Raw genomic sequence first — 19,048 nt, 5'->3', positions numbered from 1 at the left:
GCCACCGCCCCGAACGTGGGACGCCGTCGCCGGGGTCCACCGCGATCTCGGCTACGGCGGTGCGGCCGACGCCGGTGATGGTGGTGGAGGCGGGTCCGGTCCAACCGCTGTGGCCGAGCAGGCGGATGCGCGGGTCGGCAGGGGTGCCGTGCCGGCAGTGGCCGCCGTGCGCAGGGCGGCTTGGTCGGCGGCTGCGTCGGTGCCACCTGCGGCCGCACCCGCCGGAGACGGCCCTGCGCCTGCTGCTCGGCTCCTGGCACTGCGGCGTCGGTCCGCTGTACGCCGCGCAGGATCTGCGCTGACCCCAACCGCACGAACAGATCAGAGGCATGTTCGATCAGAACTACGACCTGCAGAGGGCCTCTGACCTGTGGAAACACCCGCTGAGGGCCCGTGGCCGACTCGCGATGTGAAATCAGTGTGCAATGAGCACGCGGAGATCGAACTCGTACCAGGCCCTCCGGCGGCCACTTCCACGGACAGCCTGCGCCGTTTGGTGACAGGAACCAGTGCCGGGCCACGGCGGCTAGAACATCCAGGGTTCGGCGATCGAACCGTCAATCTCCAGGCCGTAGCAACGAGCCTGCTTGGCCACCTCCGTTCTGCCCTCAGCCTCCCAGAGAGCAGCGAGCGGGCCAAGGCCACAGCCGGCATCGACTGCGGCCCGGTGCGTGCGCTCGGCACCGACTGCGTTGCCGTGACGTTCCATCATGGCTAGCCGCTCCAGCGCGTAGAGGTTCCCCCGCTCTGCCGCACGCCGGTGCAGAGCCTCAGCCCAGCCCGGGTTGTGCCCCTCCAGCTGCCAGGCCGCCACCGCCCAGGTCTGCGGGTTCCGAAACTCTGCCAGGCGATGCAGAACGGCCTCCGCACCAGCCTCGTCATCCGCGTGTCCCACCAGTGTCATGGCTGCCGCGAACGTCCCGCCCTGCCAACGCTGTGCCCCTGCGTCGAGGACGTTCCGGTCGGCCAGCTCGACGACCGCCCAAGCCAGCCGTTCGGCCTCGGGCCGGTCATCGATCCGTTTCACCGCCATCATCGCCAGTTCGAACCCGTCGCCGCCTTCCGCGAATGATCGGGCCAGGCGTTCCGCCTCTTCCCACTCGTCGGCCTGACACTTGAGCGACACCAGTTCGCCTCTGGCATTGCCGTCACCTGCCGACGCACCCAACCACAGGAGCCGTTCGTACTCCACGAGGTCACCCGCGTTCCGACGCAACTCAGCCAAGAGAAAGGGAGCTTCAGGACTTCCAAGTGCCACGGCCACTGTCAACGCCTCTTCTGCCTCCGGGCCGTCAGACAGCACCGTGGCCAGGGAGATCAGCGCGGAGGCATGCCCAGCTGCCACCGCCTCGCGGACCAGCCGTTCGGTCTCATCAGGGTGACCGAATTCATCGAGCGTCCAGGCCAGGTTCAGAATCGGCTCCGGGTCTCCCTTCTGGAGGACGGACCGCGCCAGAACCTCGGCTTCATCGGTCAGATCCCGGTACGCCATCATCGACACGATCGCCGTCCAGGCTGGACCGTGCCCGCCATCAGCCGCGCGGCGCAGCAATGTGGCGGCCAGATGCAAGCGGCCCCTGTGCTCTGCGGAGCGGGCCAGTTCATACAGATCAGCAGCGGTCGCCGCGTGGTGCTCAACGGCGTGCCAGAACGAGGCGGGTGGGAAGAACGCATGACGAGCCGTCCGGGCATAGTGGTCAAGGTAGTCCGCGAGTCGACACACTCCTCGTTGAGCCCCCATCCCGTGATCGTGGGCGACATCGCCAAGCGCCGCCACCACGTCTTTGATCCTGGTCCGGGCGAAGGCCAGCGCGGTCTCGAACCAGTCTGCTGGCGCGGCGGCGCGCTGGGCGTCCGTCAGGTAGCCAGGCGCGGCCATTTCCAGCAGCGCGAGCGGGATCGGGGAGGTGTGACCAAGTCGGCGCGCGTCCATCGCGGCCGAGACAACGGCCTTGCCGTAGCAGTCCTGAGCTCCGTCCGCCTGCTCGTACCACTGGACCAGGGCTGGGCCGCCCGCCAGGGTCTGGGTGATGGATCCGTCCGGAGCGGTTCGCGCGGCGACGGCCAGCGACCCGTCGTCCGTCTCGTGCAGCCTCCTCAATACCGAGCCGTCGAAAACCGTAGGAACGGTGATCACGCGCGCCGCCGCGAGCAGTGCTCTGGCCTGAGGGTGGCGGTCCCGGACGCCAATCGGACGATCGGTCAGTTCGTGTCGATGGCCTGGCCAAAGGGTGGCGATAACCACCAACGGCCCCGGCTGTTCCAACCGTCGGCGCAGTGCGGCAGCGGCGGCCTCACCGCCATGGCCGCCGAGCAGTTCCTGGGCCTCGTTGAGCCACAGCACGGTGCGCGGGCCAAGGACGTCGGCGGCTAGCAGTCGGCACAGACTGTCGGCATCCTTCGGATACGCCAACTCCCAGTCGGCGAGGCAGGCTGCGACCGCCTCGTATGCAGTGCGGGTCTTGCCAGTGCAGCTGTGCCCGCTCAGAACGAGCAGCACGGGCCCCTCTCCGGACGCCGCATCCGTCAGCAGGTCCCGCAGCTCGTGGTCGTGGCGGCGGGCGACGTATGCCGGGAGCACGAAGCCCGTCGCAGCCTTTCGCAACGGATCGGCGATCGCCGCGTGCACGCCGAGCCGCTCGGGCCGCCAGCCAGCCAGCGGTCGTGGCAGATCGAGGGAGCCAACGATGCCCGTAAGCGCGAGCTTGTCCGTCAGCCTGGTCAAAGGGGCAGTACTGCGATCGGGTCGCCGACCCGTGGCCTTGGCGATGGCTTCCTGGAGCATCTGGTGGAATTCCGCAGCGTCCACTGCGCGCGGCTGAGGCGCTAACGCGTCCCGCGCGATCCGAACCCCCAGCCAGACCAAGACTTCCTCGACCTCAGTGATGAGAGGCGGCTGTCCCAAGCTCTTGCCTACTATCGGCCCGAGCCGGCGTAGTGCCCTGTCTTCGACCTGATCGATTGTGCGGCCCTCCACAAGGACCTCCAGGCGGTCCACACACCAGCCGATATCGCGGCCGTCCGGTAGAGCCACTCCCTTGAGCCTGTTGACAATGTCGGTGGTGATCAGCGGAGGGATAACACCGCGCGCCTGTCCCCGTTCGACGACGAACGCGTGAAGGTCTGATTGAGGACTCTCGTTGACAATGAAGGTGAAGCGGGTGTCATCCGGGAGGGGCTTGCCGAGGAATAACTTGCCCAGATGACTGCTTTCAGGCTTCTTGGCGATGTCCGGGCGACAAACATCAGCGACGCTGTGGCGCTTCCCGGCCTCTTCAATGGTCTTCACCTGGCGATAAACGGGAACGTCGCCGTCAGTGCAGACGATGTCCTCTAGATCCTCCCAAGAGACCCTTGTCCACATACCCTCGTGCATATCGAGGCAGTCGAGAAGAGTGACCGCGTCCTGGTAGGCGAAGCCGCGTCGACTGCGGCGCCCACCGTCAGCTGGCGCCAGCGACAAAGGGACCTCGATCCTTCAACCGCCTGCAGGGCCGCGAAGAGCTGTCTGACGGCTGCGTTGGCCGCTGATTCACCAACACCACCCCTTTGATCGATCCACTGCAGGATCGGCCAAGTAGACCATTCGGTGACTGCCCGTGGCAAAGGTTGCGACCATTTGCGATGGCTCAGCGACACCCGACCCCCAAACACTCGGTGGACGTTACAGCCATCCAACCGGTGCCAGGCACTCCGAAGCCAACCCACCAACCCGGTGCACGTTTCCGGTCACAGCACTATCCGAGGGCGACGCCGTCCTCACGCCGCTCCCGCCGGTGGCACTGCGTAGCGACCGACTTGGACAGCGCTGGCGGCCTACTCGGCGCTGCTCAGCGCCTCTCGCTGTGTCTCATCGCCAAGGACTCCGCGTGTGCACTGGTTGTGAAATGATCTTCTATGCGACCGCCGTTTCCGCAGATCAGGGGCATGTTCGATCAGAACTTCGACCTGTAGGACCCCATCTGACCTGCGGAAATGCAGTTCGATCTCTCATCGTTTCCGCAGGTCAGGCAAGGCCCTGACCTGCGGAAACGCCTGGAGAGGGGGCGGCTGCACTACCTCTGGGGCTCGCGATGTGAAATGAGTGTGAAATGAGCACGCGTAGATCGAACTCGCGATGATCACCCCGTTGCCCTTGCCAGCACTGGGCAATACGCCATCTCGCTACTTTCAGTAGTCATCGCTCGTGGGCTACCGACTCAACTGGTTCGATCCTTTGCCAGCCCTGCCGCTCTCTCGGGCAAAGCGTCACCCATGCTCGCCAAGAGCGGATCTGGCCGTCATCACCGCCCTCGGGCCGCCGGTCCAGCAGGCGGCCGATCGGGATTCCGGCCAGCGCGGAGGTCAGCAGCGCCGCCGAGAACGCGACGGTGGTCGCCTGGGCGGACCACCTGGTGGGCCGTGTGATGCAGGACAGCGGCATGGAGAACTCTTAGAGGGCGTCTAGCTTGACGAGGCGTTTCAGCTTGGCACGGGCGTGTTCGACCTTGTTCGGCAGGAATTCGTGATCAAGGGCTTCACAGACGTCTCAGGCCCGGAGGGAGCCGGCGGCTTACAGCGACCTTCAGGACCAGACAGCTCAGTTCATCACTGTTATCCCGGCCCTCATGGTCCTGCGCGACCGACTCGGAGACCTCTCCATGGGTGTCCAGGACCGTCGGACCCCCGAGGGGTGGTGTCCCTAACACGCTCGCGCTGTCGTCGGACGCGTCGCCAACACCGCCTGGCCTCGGCCATACTCCACGCACCTCACCGCCTCGATCAGCGGGCGACCCTCACTTCCGGGATGCACCTGACCTCGTCGACACCCGCCCCCACAAGCACCACTTCTTGATTTTCTACCTCACATGAGGGAGAGTATCCGGAAGTTGGCGGTGATCCAGAGGGGCGGCGCAAAAATGACCGTGGTGTGGACAGACGTGCACGAGGTCGAGGAACGCCTCAAGAAGCTCGGCCTGTCGCCCGAGGGCACGCCATCGGCTGTCGAGAACATCGACACCGCGCTGCAGCGTGCCGAGGCCGAACGAAACTTCTGCACCGGCCTGGACCCCATCTCTCTGCCCGGCAACATCTTCTGGGGTCGCACTGTACGGTTCCTCCGCGAGACCTATCTGCCGCATGGCTGGACCGCCGCGAGTCCGCGCAACGTCCCACTGCTCGTCGCCCCGTCCGAAGAGTTCGCAATCACCGTCTCCAGCGGGAGCCGCGAGACAGGTTTCGGCGCCCTGAAGCCAACGACCCGCTACTCCAAGGGCACGGCCGTGATGGGACGGGTAGCGACGAACCGCCAGCTCCTGATCCCCGGTGTCGGCTTCGGCGAGGAGGACGTGGAGGTCGGCGACGGGATTCCGACGTGGTTCTTGCTATATCAGCACGTGAGCACGAAGTCCGGTGTCCGTCTGCACGCTGAGCTGTCTCTCCCGGAGGGCGCTGGCGAGCACGGAAAGATCGATGTGTGGAACGAGCGGATTATCCTTCCCGAGATCGACTTCGACGGCTTCACCCCGTTCGAGGACGCTATCGACCCGAACAGCGGGTTCGACATTCCGGTCGAACGACTGGGCTGAGCGAAGTACCCGTCCGCCCTCTCCCCCGAAACGTGCTCCTCCCATGATTACCGCATCCCGGCTCGTCCTGGCGCGCAAGCGCCGGGGCCTGACCGTCACCCGCCTCTCCCAGCTCGCCGGGATCACCACCCGGCGGCTGGGCGACTTCGAGAGCGGCAAGGCCACACCCTCCGCGGCGTCGCTCGCCTCTCTCGCCCAGACTCTGGACTTCCCTGAGTCGTTCTTCCACGCGGACGAGGTCGCCGACCTTCCCCCGGACGCGGTGAGTTTCCGTGCGCCCAGCAAGATGACTGCCTCTCAGCGAGACATCGCTCTCAGTAACGGGCGCATGGCGTGGGAACTCCAGAATTGGATCGGCGAACGGTTTCGCCTCCTCGATCACGACCTGCCGTCGCTGACCTCCTTCAGCCGCTGCCGTACTGACGTCGCCGACATCCCGATGCCAGGACAGGCCTCCGAGGGCCTACCGCCGGCCGAGGAAGCAGCAAACCTGGTCCGGGCTCGGTGGGGCCTCGGGAACGCCCCGATCGGGAACATGCTGCATCTTCTCGAAGCGCACGGAACCCGCGTGTTCTCGCTGTCCCGCGACTGCAAGGACGTGGACGCGTTCTCGTTCTGGAATCGCGGCACGCCCTTTGTGCTGCTGAACACCACGAAGACTGCCGAGCGCAGCCGCTTCGACGCCGCTCACGAACTTGGTCACCTGGTCCTTCATGGCGAAGAACAGATCCCGCACGGCCCGGACGCGGAGGCGGAAGCGCACCGCTTCGCCGCGGCCCTGCTTATGCCGGCCCCCGACATCCTCGCCCGAGCGCCGAAGAACGCGACCACCGATTGGATCCTCACCGCCAAACAGCACTGGCGGGTCGCCGCGATGGCCCTCGCCCACCGCCTTCACGAACTTGGTCGTACCACCGACTGGCAGTACCGCACCCACTGCGTCGACCTCGGCCGGCTCGGTTACCGCAAGGCCGAGCCTCGCGGGCTGCGGCACGAGACATCCCAGGTCCTTGCGAAGGTGTTCAGCGCGATGCGCCAAGAGGGCGTCAAATTCCCGGATGTCGCCCGCGAGCTTCATCTGCGCACCGGCGACTTGAACGATCTCGTATTCGGCCTCATCGTCACAGCGCAAGAAGGCGGCCGGGATTCATTTGCTGCTCCAGTCGGCGAGCGGCCGCGTCTAAGCCTGGTTTGATCGCCCTGAGGTCCAGTGCATCCGCGACGTCGGCTTCGACACAACGAGCCGCCGCGCGGACGCAACTGACGACGGCGGCTCCTCAACCAAAAGGTTGAGGACGGAGCTCACTGGGCCAGGGCCCCGCGGTACCCCGCTGACCGAGCAGGTCCTTGCGGGGCGGAGAAGCCCTCATAGTCCGTCACCGAACGAGGGGCCGGTCGCTGCGCTCACAGGGCCGGTCAGCGGTTTGGTTGTCTTCATCTCATCATGATTACTTCGCTGCGCCGCGGAGCGCAGCCGCTCTAGCGTGCCGGTACGGGGAGTGGCGGCTGCCTGCGGCAGCCAGCGGACATTAGAGGGGTTCATGTATCTGGCACGCGTGCAAGCCGAGAACTTCCGTATCTTCGGCGGGCCTGCCACCGACTCGGATCTGGGGTCGGCTCTGGACCTCACTCTTCAGCCGGGCCTCACCGTTCTGGTTGGAGAGAACGACAGCGGCAAGAGCGCGGTGGTCGACGCGATCCGGCTGTGCCTGACGTCGAGCGCCGACTTCACCCGCATCACAGCGGACGACCTCCACTACGGTGCCGGTGGCAGAGCCGACTACCTGCAGATCAGCTGTACGTTCGAAGGCCTCGACGACCAGGAACTCGGCTCCTTCAGCGAGTTCCTGACCTCGCTTCCGGGAGAGGCCTCCCGGCTGACCGTGACCCTGCGGGCAGAGCCGTTCGACCCGGATGTGCCCCACCGCATGTCCGTCAGGGTGCGTGCGGGCGAGACCCCGCTCGACGGCGAAGCCCGCGAGCGTCTGCGTGCGACATACCTTCGGCCGCTGCGCGACGCCGAAGGAGAGATGCGGGCCGGCCGCAACTCCCGGCTGTCGCAGATCCTCACCCAGTACCCCGGCATGCACGAGCAGCGGGAGGACGACTTCGACTCCGCCGAGGACAGCGCCGGCACCTTGGTGGGCATCCTGCAGCGCGCCGACCACCACATCAACGCCAACGCCCTGGTGCAGAAAGCCCGGGACGAGCTCAACAGCGGATACCTGAACAGGTTCGCCATCGGCCAGGACACCCTCTCCGGCGCGATCAGCATCGCCACGACCGCATCGCTCCAAAGCGTTCTTGAGCGCCTCGAGCTGGCCTTCGCACCCGACCCCGGCCTCACCGAGTCGACCCGTCACGGCCTCGGCTACAACAACGCCCTGTTCATGGCCGCCGAACTCCTCCTGCTGGGCCGGGAAAGCACCTCCCCCATCCTCCTCATCGAGGAGCCCGAGGCCCACATGCACCCGCAGCTGCAGACCCGCGTCGTCGAGCTGCTCCAGGACCGCAGCCGGGGCGAGTCCCCCGTCCAGATCATCGCCACCACGCACAGCCCGCACGTCGCCTCCAGTGTGCCGGTGGAGCACCTGACCCTCGTGGCGCGGGGCCGGACGTTCCCTCTTCGGCCGGAATGCACCCAACTCGACTCCTCGGACTACGCGTTCCTCAGCCGGTTCCTGGACGCCACCAAGGCGAACCTCTTCTTCGCCCGGGCCGTCGCCATGGTCGAGGGAGATGCGGAGGTCCTGCTCCTCCCCGCACTCGCCCGTGTCACCGGCCACTCGTTCGCCGAGAACGGAGTCAGCATCGTGAATGTCGGCAGTACCGGTCTGTTCCGCTATTCCCGGATCTTCCAGCGCAAGGACTCCACCCTGCCGCCGGTACGCGTGGCCTGCATCACGGACATGGACCTGGCTCCCGATGGAGCCGACAAGGAAATGACCAAGGAGCTCACGCGGTGGAGCAGCCTCACTGCGGAGGAGCGGAGCGAACGCGTCGTCAATAAGCAGAAGCGCGATGGCGGGGCCGTCCGGACCTTCGTGTCGAACTGGTGGACCCTCGAATACGACTTGGCTCGCTCCTCGTGGCCGATGGCGACGCTGATGCACCAGGCGATCAGCGCGGCCAAGCGCTCCAAGTGGCCGAAGGCGGAGGATCTTGTGGGAATCGAGGAGATCGCGGCTATGGAGGTGAAGAAGTGGCGGGAGGACGATCGCCTCTCGCTGGAGGAGTGCGCGCTCAGGATTTACCGTCCGCTGCGCGTGGGAAACACCAGTAAGCCGATCGCGGCCCAGCACGCTGCCCGCCTGCTGGAGACATCCGGTATCGCTCCCGAGGACTTGCCGGGCTACCTGGTGGAGGCGATCGGCTACCTGCGCGGGAGTGCCCGGTCGTGACGCTGCCCCTGTCCCCCACCGCCCTGGACCGTGAAAGCATCGAAGCCAAGGCCCGGAGCATGGGCCTCGCCTTGACGTCTCCCGAGCAGTTCGCGTTCTTGGAAGCCCGCGGCCCACTGCACCTGCAGGCAGCCCCAGGCTCGGGCAAGACCACCCTCGTCGCTCTGAAACTCGCACTGGTGGCAGACGGCTGGTCGTCCGACCGCCAGGGCATCTGCGTCCTGTCCCACACCAACACAGCCACCCAGGAGATCGCGAGCCGACTGACCGGACGGGCACGGCGGTTGGAGCACTACCCGCACTTCGTCGGGACGTTCCAGAGCTTCGTCCACACCTTCCTCGCTCTGCCGGCCCTGCGTTCGCTGAAGGTCGCCACCCGAGCCGTCGACGACCAGGCCTTCGCCGCCCAGGCCCGCAGACTTCTGGATCTGGGCCCGTTCAAGACCCTGAAGGCCTTCACGCGGCAACGGGCCGACGGGCTGAAGATGGTCACCGAAGCCACGTACGTCTTCGACCCCGCCGAGCCGGAACTGCAGGTCCGGGTCGACAACCTCAAGCGCGGCACCGCCAGCTACAAGCAGCTGATGAAACTGAAGGAGCACCTCTTCCTGCGCGGTGTCTTCCGCTACGCCGACATGTACGCGATCGCCACCCGGCACCTGCACCAGCACCCCCGCCTGGCCGCCGGCCTGCGCTCCCGGTTCCCGTTCGTCCTGATCGACGAGATGCAGGACACCGGTGAGGAACAGCGCCGCCTGTTGGAAGCGGTGTTCAAGGACGGCACCGTCGTGCAGTGTGTAGGAGACGTCAACCAGCGCATCCTCAGTGCAGATGGTGTCGGACCTGCGGCAGGGAGCTTCCTGGACGAGGAGGCGATGGAGCTCCCGGTGAGCCTGCGCTTCGGCGCGGGGCCCGCGAGAGTGGCGAGCAGACTCGCGGTTCACCGCCCGCAGGAGATCCGCGGCCACGGACCCGAGAGCGCTCTCGCCCTCATCACCTTCACCAAGGACAGCATCGTCCGGGTCCTGCCCGCTTTCGACGAACTCGTCCGACGAACAGTGCCACCCGAAGCCGTCGCCGCGCACCCGCCGAAGGTCCTCGGCGCTCGCGAGAGCCCTGGAACCTCACAGCTCTTCCCCCGCGCAGTCGGCTGCTACCTGCCCCAGCCGGGTATCGGGGCGGCGGTGGAAGTGAGTCGGCTACTGCAGGCCTACCGGCGCGCCAGGGCGGTTCTGCTGCACACAGGCCAGGTCGGCTCTGCGGTCACTGTTCTGTGGGGAGCCGTCCGCGCTCTGCTCTGGGAGTTGCAGGCACCGACCACGGCCCCTGTCCTCCCGGAGAGTCTGCCGCCGTTCCCTCAGCTCGACCGCAGACCAGGCATGCCAGGCCACCACCTGCGAGTGCTCCTGGTCAAGGCACTGCACAACGACTGCGACACCCCTGCCGCCTGGGAGGACTTCGTCAACCGCCTCGGGAGGCTGGTACGGGAGGCCATCGGCGCACCCGTCCCGGTGGACAGAGCCACTTATGCCTTCTGGCTATCCCACACGCCACTGCCGCAGGCCTCGGAAGAAGCTCTGCCACCGATACTCACAGCCACCGTCGCGAGCGCGAAGGGCGAGACGCACTGCGCGACCCTCGTCCTCGAATGCGCCACCAGGCACGGGAGGAGCCACGATCTCGGCAGCCTCCTCCCGGTGATCACCGGAGAGACTCCCGTGGGCAAACTCAATGCCACCGGTCGGCACGCCGCGATGACCACCTTCGTCGCGGCCACACGCGCCAAGCACCTGCTCGCACTCGCCGTCCACGAAGACCGCGCAAACCCCCACCTCGACGCCTTGGTGCACGACGGTTGGTCCATAGTCAGCCTCTGAGCGGACGTACGGTTCAGCGCGAGACCTGTCCAGGAGGAATAGCAGAGTGGAGTATCACCGTGCCTGATGAGAAGCCAGGTCGAAGCTCTCATCCCCTCCAGGGCTGGTGTTGATAACGGCGGCCTCCGCCGGAATCATCGTGACCGCCGACCGGTTCCCAATCCGCGCGAGGCGGAACTGTAGACGGCCTGACGGACACGGCGCCGCCGACAAGGTCTTGCATTCGCCGTGGTACGGACGGCCAGCCCGCTGGCCGAATGCCACAGGTTCGGTGCGGGCGCGGGTGGGTAGGCCTCGCGGAGGTCGGGTGGGTGCCGTCGTCGGGCGGCCGGGGGTGGGGAGGGTCGCGTTGGCGCGGCGCAAGACGGTGCCGGAGCTGCTCGCGGAAGCGCTCCTGGCCAAGCAGCAGGCCAAGCTCGCACAGGCTGGGGCCGGGCAGGCGGCCGCGTCGAAGCCCGCTCCGGCGAGACGGCCGCTCACGCCGCGCCGGCCCGATCCGGCCGCCGAGCACGCCCGGCTGCTGGCCGCCGGGGAGAAGCTCCTCGCCAAGGAGGACGCCGCGAAGGCCAAGGAGGCCGCCCGGATCGAGGCCGACCTCGCCAAGCGGCAGAGCGCGCGCGAACGCGAGGCGCAGCAGCGGCAGCGGGAACAGGAGCGTGCGCTGCGGGAGCGACAGCGGGCCGAACGCGATGCGTTGAAGCAGCGGTTGAAGGAGGAGGCCGAGCGGCGCAGCCGTGAGGTCGCGGCCGTGCTCGACGAACTGGAGGCGGTGCTGCGCGACCGGCCGGACGGCCTGGAGGACTGGCACCCGTTGGTCGAGCGCGCGTTGGCGCACGACGGGGCCGCCGGGGTGGCGGAGGTGGTGGAGGACCTGCTGCGCCGCTCGCCGGTGCCCGCCGGGTGCCGCGAGGATGCCGCTGTCGGGTACGTGCCGGAGGCCGGGCAGTTGCTCGTCGATGTGGCGCTCCCCTCGCAGGACGTGGTGCCCGCCGTTTCCGGGTACCGGCTCGTCACCCAGCGCGGGGAGGTCGTCCCGCAGCCGGTCAAGGAGGCCGACCTCCAGGAGACCTACCGGCGGCTCCTGGCGCGGCTGGCCCTGCGGGCGCTGGACGAGGCGTTCTCTGTGACACCGATCGGGCTGGTGGACACGGTCGTCATCAACGGGCACGTCTCCACAACCGACCCCGCCACTGGGCGGGCCGTGCGCCCGTGCGTGGTAAGCATGGTGGTCGAGCGCGCGGACTTCGCCGAACTCGTCTTGGACGAGCCGAAGTTGGACCCGCAGCGCTGCCTACGCAACCTCGGCGCGGTGGTCTCCCGACACCCGCACGACCTGGAACCCGTACCGCCGATCGTCGACTTCGACCCGGCCCGGTTCAAGATCGCGGCGGACACTGCCGTCGTCGGCCCGCTCGACAGCCGACCCGACCTCCTGCAGATGGACCCGTTCGCGTTCGAGCACCTGGTCCGCGAACTGTTCACCGCCATGGGCTACGAGACCTGGCGCACCCAGAACTCCCGCGACGACGGCCTCGACGCCGTCGCGGTCAGACGCGATCCGGTGGGCGTCACCGTGATCGCCGTCCAGGCAAAGCGGACCAAGAACGTCGTCAGCCCCGAAGTCGTCCGGGCCCTGCTCGGAACGCTCCAGGACAAGCAGGCCGCCCGAGGCGTCCTCGTCACCACCTCCTGGTACGGCAAATCCAGTTGGGAGACCGTGCACCGCAATGGCCAGCGCCTGGACCTGATCGACGGCCGGAACCTGAAAGCCCTGCTCCTCGAACACCTCGGCATCGACGCCCTGATCGGACTACCAAAGCTCCCGCCCGGCTGGCAACCGAGCGACGTCGCCTGAGAGCGTTGCACGAGCTGCGCAGCGCCGGTCAGACCGCGACCATCAACGAGAGGATCAATCCATGGACCTGAGCGCCACCGGCGAGCCGGTCATTACCCGGGAAGACACCCAGGTTCAGATCGGAATCGACCTACGACCCGGCACACTCGCCCTCACCTGCGGAGGCAGGGCCTATGAGCCCTACCATGCTTCGGTGGCGTTCGCCGGCGTGCAGCAGGCTCCGTGGTCGGCGCAGCAGGTCACGTTCTCGGCCAAGGGGACGGACGGCAAGCCCAAAGCCCTGACCGTAGACCTACTCAACGGAACGTACGACGGTCCCCGAGCAAACATCCCCATCGCCATCTGGAAGGTCGTGGCCTTGGCCGCGGCCTCCGCCGGAGACCTCGGGATCACGTACACCGCCCCCAGCGGTCCGTGATGAGAACTCGCGGCGTCGGCTCCAGTCCCCACACCCGCGAGGATGATCCCGGCAGAACAAGACCTACATCGCAGAGTCGCCGCACAACCTCACGCGCCGTCAAGATCGCCAGAAGGAGCAACGGTCTGCACTTGACAAGATCAAGTGGGGTTCGAACCTCGTAGCACTCCGTAGTGCCGTGCAACGGGCCACCAGCACGACCTGCCAGCACCACCCGACACATCTCGGCGCCTCTCATCCGTTGAGGCCGCCGCATGTGCACTGATTGTGAAATGATCTTCCACGAGCCCTCTGTTTCCGCAGGTCAGGGGCATGTTCGATCAGAACTTCGACCTGTAGGAGTGCCTCTGACCTGCGGAAACGCAGTTCGATCTCTTGTCGTTTCCGCAGGTCGGCACGTCTGTGACCTGCGGAAACGCTGTGCGGCCAACTCACGTCGAGGGCTCTGGGACTCGTGATGTGAAATGGGAGTGCACTGAGTTCGATCTGCGCGCGCTCGGGGCCGACGAGGCCAGGGCCTGGCAGGACGTCCACGGCACCGTGCCTGCCGACGAACACCCGCGCCTGTACGCCGTCCGCGACCACCTGCCGAATACGGCCGGATCCTGCTGGCCCACCTCGAAGCGCAGATACCTGGCAGGCTGTTCGACCTTCGCAGTTCAGCGACCTCGGCTACAGTCGGGCCACTGATCTTGTGCTGGAGGGGGCTGCCCGGGATGGCAAGTGCTGGCAGACGCGAGGAGCACTCCGGGAACACGTTCGCTGCGGAGCTTCGGCGACTGCGGCAGCGGTCTCAGCTGACGCTGGAGGCACTCGCGGAGTCCTCTGGAATCAGCGTGAGGGCGATCGGCGGGCTGGAGCGGGGGCGCAGCTTAGGGCCGCAGCGCAGGACGGTGACTGCGTTGGCGGACGGGCTGGGACTGGGTGACACGGACCGGGTCCGCCTGGAGCAGCTTGCGGAGGCCGGACGTCCGCGGCCGGTGACGGCGCCGGTCGGCTGGTGTGTTCCTCCTCGACCTGTCGCGGATTTCGCAGGGCGGGAGGCTGAGCTCGCGCGCCTTGCGACGGTGTCGGCGGCGGGCTCCGGGGCACCGGTCGCGGTGCTGTCCGGCCCGGGTGGCATCGGCAAGACCACGCTCGCGGTGCGGGCCGCGCAGCTGATCGCCGACTCGCGCGGCCTCGAAGTGTTCCACGTCAACCTGCGCGGGCTGGATTCCGAGCCGTTGGACGCACACGCGGCGCTGTTCCGCCTTCTCAAGGCGCTGGGAGTCGCAGACCGGGACGTCCACGATGACATCGACGGCCGGTCCGGGCAGTTCCGTACGCTGTTCGAGCAGCATCCTGCCGTCCTGATCCTGGACAACGCCCGCGACGAGGAGCAGGTGCGTCCGTTGCTGCCCGGTGCGGGGACGGGGCTTGTGCTGGTGACCAGTCGCAGACTGCTGACCGGTTTGGAGGGCGTCCACCGCATGCCCGTGCCGACGCTGGAGGACGCGGAGGGACTGCGGTTGCTGGGGTCGATCATCGGTGACGTCGAAGGCCGGCGCGGCGAGGGGCTTGGCGAACTGGCCGCGGTGTGCGGCGGGCTGCCGCTGGCGCTGCGCATCGTCGGCAACCGGCTGGCCACCCGCCCGGCGTGGACCGCGAGGGAGCTGGCGCACCGGCTGGCCGACTCCGGGCGGAGTCTGGAGCAGATCCGCGCCGGCGACCTGCAGATCACGGCAGCGTTCCGGATGTCGTACGACCAGCTGAGCCCGCCGGCCAGGCGCCTGTGCCGACGGTTGTCGTTGGTGCCGGGCCCGGACTTCGACGTGGCGTTGGCCGCGGTGGTCGGCGGGTCACCGTCGCCGCGGACCGCGGACGTGCTGGACACCGAGGAGGTGTTGGACGAGTTGCACGAGCTGGGACTGCTGTCCCAGTCCGACGACGGCCGCTACAGCTTCCACGACCTGATCCGGCTGTTCGCCGCCGAACGCCTCGCGGCCGAGGAGGACCCGGCCGAGCGCACGACCCTGATGCGGACGACGGTCGAGTGGCTGCTGCAGGTGACGGTGGCCGCCGGTCTGTGGTTCGACCCGGATCACGGCGCCGAGCCGCCGGCCTGGCGGCATCCGGTCGACCTGTCCACCTCCGAGGCGGCCTCCGCCTGGTTGCGGGCCGAGTCGGACAACTGGTTCGGCGCGGTACGCATCGCCGCCGCGCGGGGCTGGGATCGCATCGTCGTCGAGACCGCGGACGCGGTGCACTGGTTCTCCAATCACTGGATGCTGTGGGCCCACTGGCACGAGCTGTTCACACTGTCCGCTGCGGCGGCGCAGCGAGTCGGCGACCCGGTCGCGCAGGCGACGCAGCTGTACAACCTCTCCTGGGCGAAGGCCCAGCGTGGCGAGACAGAGGAGGCCGTCGCCTCGGCTCTGGAGGCGGCACGGATCGCCGAGCAGGCCGGCGCGGCACGTCAGCAGGCCTGGGCCCTGCATTTCGCGGCGCGGGCGATGATGACCACCGATCCTGCGGCATCGCTGCCCTACTCCCAGCAGTCGGAGCAGCTCTTCGCCCAGGTCGGCGACTGGACGGGCCGGACCACCGTCCTGATGTCGGTTGCCGTCACGCTGCTGAGCCTCGGCGAGCCCGGTGCCGCGATCGAGAAGCTTCATTCGGGCCTGGAGATCGCCCGCCCGCCGGCGGGTGAGGCATGGCAGACCATCGCCGACGTTCTGCTGACCTCCGGCCACTTCTACCTGGCCACGGCACACCAGGCGGTGCAGGAGTACGAGCTGGCCGAATCGGCCTACCGGGTCGCCGCCGACAACGCCGGCCGCACCGGCATGACACTCCACCAGGGCCGCGTCGAGCTGAAGCTGGCCCAGCTCCAGCACCAACAGGGCCGGCTTGTTGAAGCCACGTCGACCTTGGAGCTGGCGCGAGAACGGTTCAGGGAAGTGAATGCCACCGAGGAGATCACGGCGACGGAGGAGCTGCTGAAGGCGTGGAGCGGCACCGACGGCAGCTGAGCGACCCGTGATGAGCACGACGAGGACCTAGCGCACCGGAGGTTCCACCTGCCCCAGTGCGTCGCGGAGGGCGGCTCGGCTGGTGATGCCGAGTTTGGGGAAGACCTGGTAGAGGTGGGTGGAGACGGTGCGGGGCGAAAGGTAGAGCTTGGCGCCGATCTCCTTGTTGGACAGTCCCTGGGCGGCGAGGCGCGCGATCTCCCACTGTTGAGGAGTCAGAAGGCCGCGGTCGCCGACGCCGTGGGCCGGGGCGCCGCAGGCACGCAGTTCCGTGCCAGCGCGCTCGGCCCAGGGTGCGGCGCCGAGCCAGCCGAAGGCCTCGATCGCGGCGGTGAGGTGGCTCCGGGCCTGGGCAGGGGCTCTGGTACGGCGCAGGCGTTCACCGCAGTAGAGGCGGATCCGGGCTTGTTCGAACGGCCAGCGCTCAGAGTCCCCGACCGTCAGCGCTTCCTGATACCGCGTCACGGCTTCGCCGTCGTCCGAGGCGGCGAGGCCGGCCGCGGCGAGCATGACCATCTTCAGCCGCGGCGAGACCGTGTCCAGGCCTGCGGCCCGCGCGGCGGCCACGTGCTTCAGCGCCTGGTCGTGTCGCCCGGTGCGTACCGCGGCCTCGGCGGCGTCCAGGAAGACCCACAGGGCCTGCCCGACGAAGGGGGCCAGCGTTCCCGGCGCGGAGATGACGCACAAGTGCCGGTATGCCTGCTCGAATTCGCCCTGCGCCAAGGCGATCGTGGCCCTGACCTGTGCGGCGTACCGGCGAACCGCCTCGGCCCGACGAGAGCCGGCCCACTGGTCCATCTGGTCGGCGAAGACGCGGGCGGCGTCGAAGTCGCCGCAGGCCGCGGACACGCAGCCGAGGGTGAACTTCGCCGTCCACGATCGCAGCGGATAGTCGAACTCCTCGCACAGGTCCAACGCCTCCCGGCACAGGCGTCGCGCCTCCGGCCACTGCCCGGAGAACCAGGCACGGCTGCTCAGCAGGGACAGAGCCTGGATCGCCGGGAGGATGTTCTCGCCCCCGCTGCCCCCGGCCGCCATGCGCCGCAGCGGCTCGTCGACCAGGCCCAGGCGGTCGCCGTAGGCGCAGGCGGTACCCACCTTCAAGATCCGGCCCGGGTCCCGCTCCCTGGTCAGCGCCGCGGCTGCGGCGTCGAGCCGTTCCCAGTCCGACAGCCGGGCCCGCACCGGGTCCCCGAAGACGGTCCGCATGAAGTGAAGGGTGTCCGGCACCGTGTCGAGTCCGGCCGCCAGCGCGTCGAAATCCGCCCACAGTTCGGGACGCCCTCCGTACACACAGACCATGAGCAACGCCGCGAGCGCCTCTGGCACCGCCGCGTCCGGGGTCCGGGCCGACTGCCGCTGCTGGGTGATGGCCCCGCTGAGCAGCCGAAAGGCCGTGTCGACGTCGCCGTAGCTGTTGAGCAGGAACACCGAGGCGGCCATCGCCGCGGGCAGGGAGTCGGCGTCGGGGTCGGCCCTGCGGGCGTCCTCCAGCAGGCGGGGAACCTCTCGCAGACTCCCGGTCAGGTTGGCGCCGACGTAGGCCGCCTTGGCCAGCAGGCGGGCCCGTTCCGCCCCGGTCGGGCTCAGTTCGGCCGCACGGACCAGGGCCCCCACCGCGTTCGGCCCGTCGCCGCGATGAGCGCTGACCTCGGCGGCCTCCTCCAGCAGGGCCGCGATCTCTGCATCGGGTTCGATCGAGGCTTGCGCCAGGTGCCAGGCCCGCTGCTCGGGTACTCCGATCCACGCCTCGGCCAGCGCGCGGTGCACGCCACGTCGCTGATCACTGGCGGCCAGGTCGACCACGGCCGAGCGGATGAGCGAGTGCCGGAAGCCCAGTCGGCCGGTGGCGTCGTCGACGTGGACCAGTTGCACACGCTCGGCCGGCGCCAGGTGTTTCAGGCTGCACCGGCCGACCACGGCGCGCCGCACCACCTGCATGTTGCCGCTGCCTTCCAGCGCTGCGACCAGCAGCAGGTGCCGGGTCGGGGCCGGCAAGGCCTTGATCCGGGCGGCGAAGGCCGCCTGCAGCCGCTGGGTCAGCGGGATGCGCCGCGGCATCGGCGCGGCCGCAGTGCGCTGCGGGTCGGTGAGGGCTGCGGGCAGTTCCAGCAGCGCCAGCGCATTGCCCTCGGCGTCGGCGACCAGCCGGCGGCGGACCCGCGCGGCCAGCGCCGGGAATCGGCGGGTGAGGAGTGCCTCGGAGTCTGCCGGGCTCAGCGGGCGCAGTTCGTGGACCGGCAGGCCGCTGTGGTCGAAGTAGCTCTCTTCCCCCGGCCTCGCAGCGCACACCAGCCCTGCGCCGGTCCCGGCGAGTCGGCGGGCGACACGTTCCAGGACCGCGGCGCTGGAGCGGTCCAGCCACTGCACGTCATCGAGCACCAGCAGGACGGGCAGGCTGTCGGACAGGTTCTTGAGCAGAAGGACCACGGCCTCGGCGACCGCGTCGGGGCCGGGGGCGATCCCCGGCTCGATGCCCAGCGCCGTGGCCAGGACAAGCACCTCGGCCGCGGCGCCGCGGAGCTCGGGCGTGGCCGTCAGCAGTTGTAACAGGGCCGAGTAGCTGGCCTGGGCGCGGTATTGGACGCCGGTGGCCTGCAGCACCCGCAGCCCGCCGGCCGTCGCCCTGGCGGCCGCAGCGCCCAGCAGTGCCGTCTTGCCCACGCCGGGCTCGCCGAGGAGCACCACGGATCCACCCGCGTCCGGGATACCGGCGACGAAGTCGTCGAACCGCGCCAGGTCCTCGGACCGGCCGACCAGCGACCCGTGCGGGGTGTCCGGTGTCGTGTCCGGGGGCGATTCGTCGAGCATGCTGCCGTGCCTCCGACTCAGGCGTTCGAGATGCCCTCATTGAAGTCGCCGGGCGAGTCCGCGAGCCAGGCAAAACGACGTGCAAAAGTGCTGGTTCGGGCCGACCGC

At 68.4% G+C, this 19,048-nt stretch carries 9 protein-coding genes; 7 read left to right on the top strand and 2 right to left on the bottom strand.

All coding sequences use genetic code 11. From position 1 onward, the window contains the following. Positions 1–526: 526 nt before the first annotated feature. Positions 527–3,463 carry a dsDNA nuclease domain-containing protein gene (locus tag UK12_RS06160; protein WP_082119351.1) on the bottom strand — a complete coding sequence of 979 codons (2,937 nt, stop codon included), beginning with the start codon at positions 3,461–3,463 and terminating at the stop codon, positions 527–529. Between the two features lie 1,405 nt (positions 3,464–4,868). Here UK12_RS06160 and UK12_RS06155 point away from each other — a divergent pair. From UK12_RS06155 to UK12_RS06125, 7 genes are all read left to right on the top strand, one after another. Then, complete coding sequence (locus tag UK12_RS06155; protein WP_156178565.1) at positions 4,869–5,567, top strand: hypothetical protein; 699 nt, start codon at positions 4,869–4,871, stop codon at positions 5,565–5,567. 43 nt (positions 5,568–5,610) lie between these two features. Then, complete coding sequence (locus UK12_RS06150) at positions 5,611–6,762, top strand: helix-turn-helix domain-containing protein (RefSeq protein WP_045300416.1); 1,152 nt, start codon at positions 5,611–5,613, stop codon at positions 6,760–6,762. A 304-nt stretch (positions 6,763–7,066) separates the two neighbouring features. Next, positions 7,067–8,968: an ATP-dependent nuclease gene (locus UK12_RS06145; RefSeq protein ID WP_156178564.1), complete on the top strand. Its 1,902-nt coding sequence runs from the start codon at positions 7,067–7,069 to the stop codon at positions 8,966–8,968. Further along, the gene (locus UK12_RS36340) at positions 8,965–10,845 is read left to right on the top strand and encodes a UvrD-helicase domain-containing protein (protein ID WP_052681627.1); all 1,881 of its coding nucleotides are present in this window, start codon (positions 8,965–8,967) and stop codon (positions 10,843–10,845) included. The genes UK12_RS06145 and UK12_RS36340 overlap by 4 nt, the downstream gene beginning before the upstream one ends. A 349-nt stretch (positions 10,846–11,194) precedes the next feature. After that, positions 11,195–12,700 (top strand): restriction endonuclease, encoded by a 1,506-nt coding sequence (locus tag UK12_RS06135; protein WP_156178563.1) that lies wholly within the window; start codon positions 11,195–11,197, stop codon positions 12,698–12,700. 61 nt (positions 12,701–12,761) lie between these two features. Beyond that, a complete protein-coding gene (locus UK12_RS06130) occupies positions 12,762–13,118 on the top strand; it encodes a hypothetical protein (RefSeq protein ID WP_045300412.1) in 357 nt (118 codons plus the stop codon). 716 nt (positions 13,119–13,834) lie between these two features. Next, positions 13,835–16,129 (top strand): ATP-binding protein, encoded by a 2,295-nt coding sequence (locus UK12_RS06125; RefSeq protein WP_082119350.1) that lies wholly within the window; start codon positions 13,835–13,837, stop codon positions 16,127–16,129. A 27-nt stretch (positions 16,130–16,156) separates the two neighbouring features. On the opposite strand, the gene UK12_RS06120 is transcribed toward UK12_RS06125, so the two are convergent. Continuing rightward, positions 16,157–18,940: a helix-turn-helix transcriptional regulator gene (locus tag UK12_RS06120; protein ID WP_045300410.1), complete on the bottom strand. Its 2,784-nt coding sequence runs from the start codon at positions 18,938–18,940 to the stop codon at positions 16,157–16,159. Positions 18,941–19,048: the final 108 nt, after the last annotated feature.

It is taken from the genome of Saccharothrix sp. ST-888, assembly GCF_000955975.1.
GTDB lineage: Bacteria > Actinomycetota > Actinomycetes > Streptomycetales > Streptomycetaceae > Kitasatospora.
This window is presented reverse-complemented; position numbering and strand designations above follow the sequence as displayed.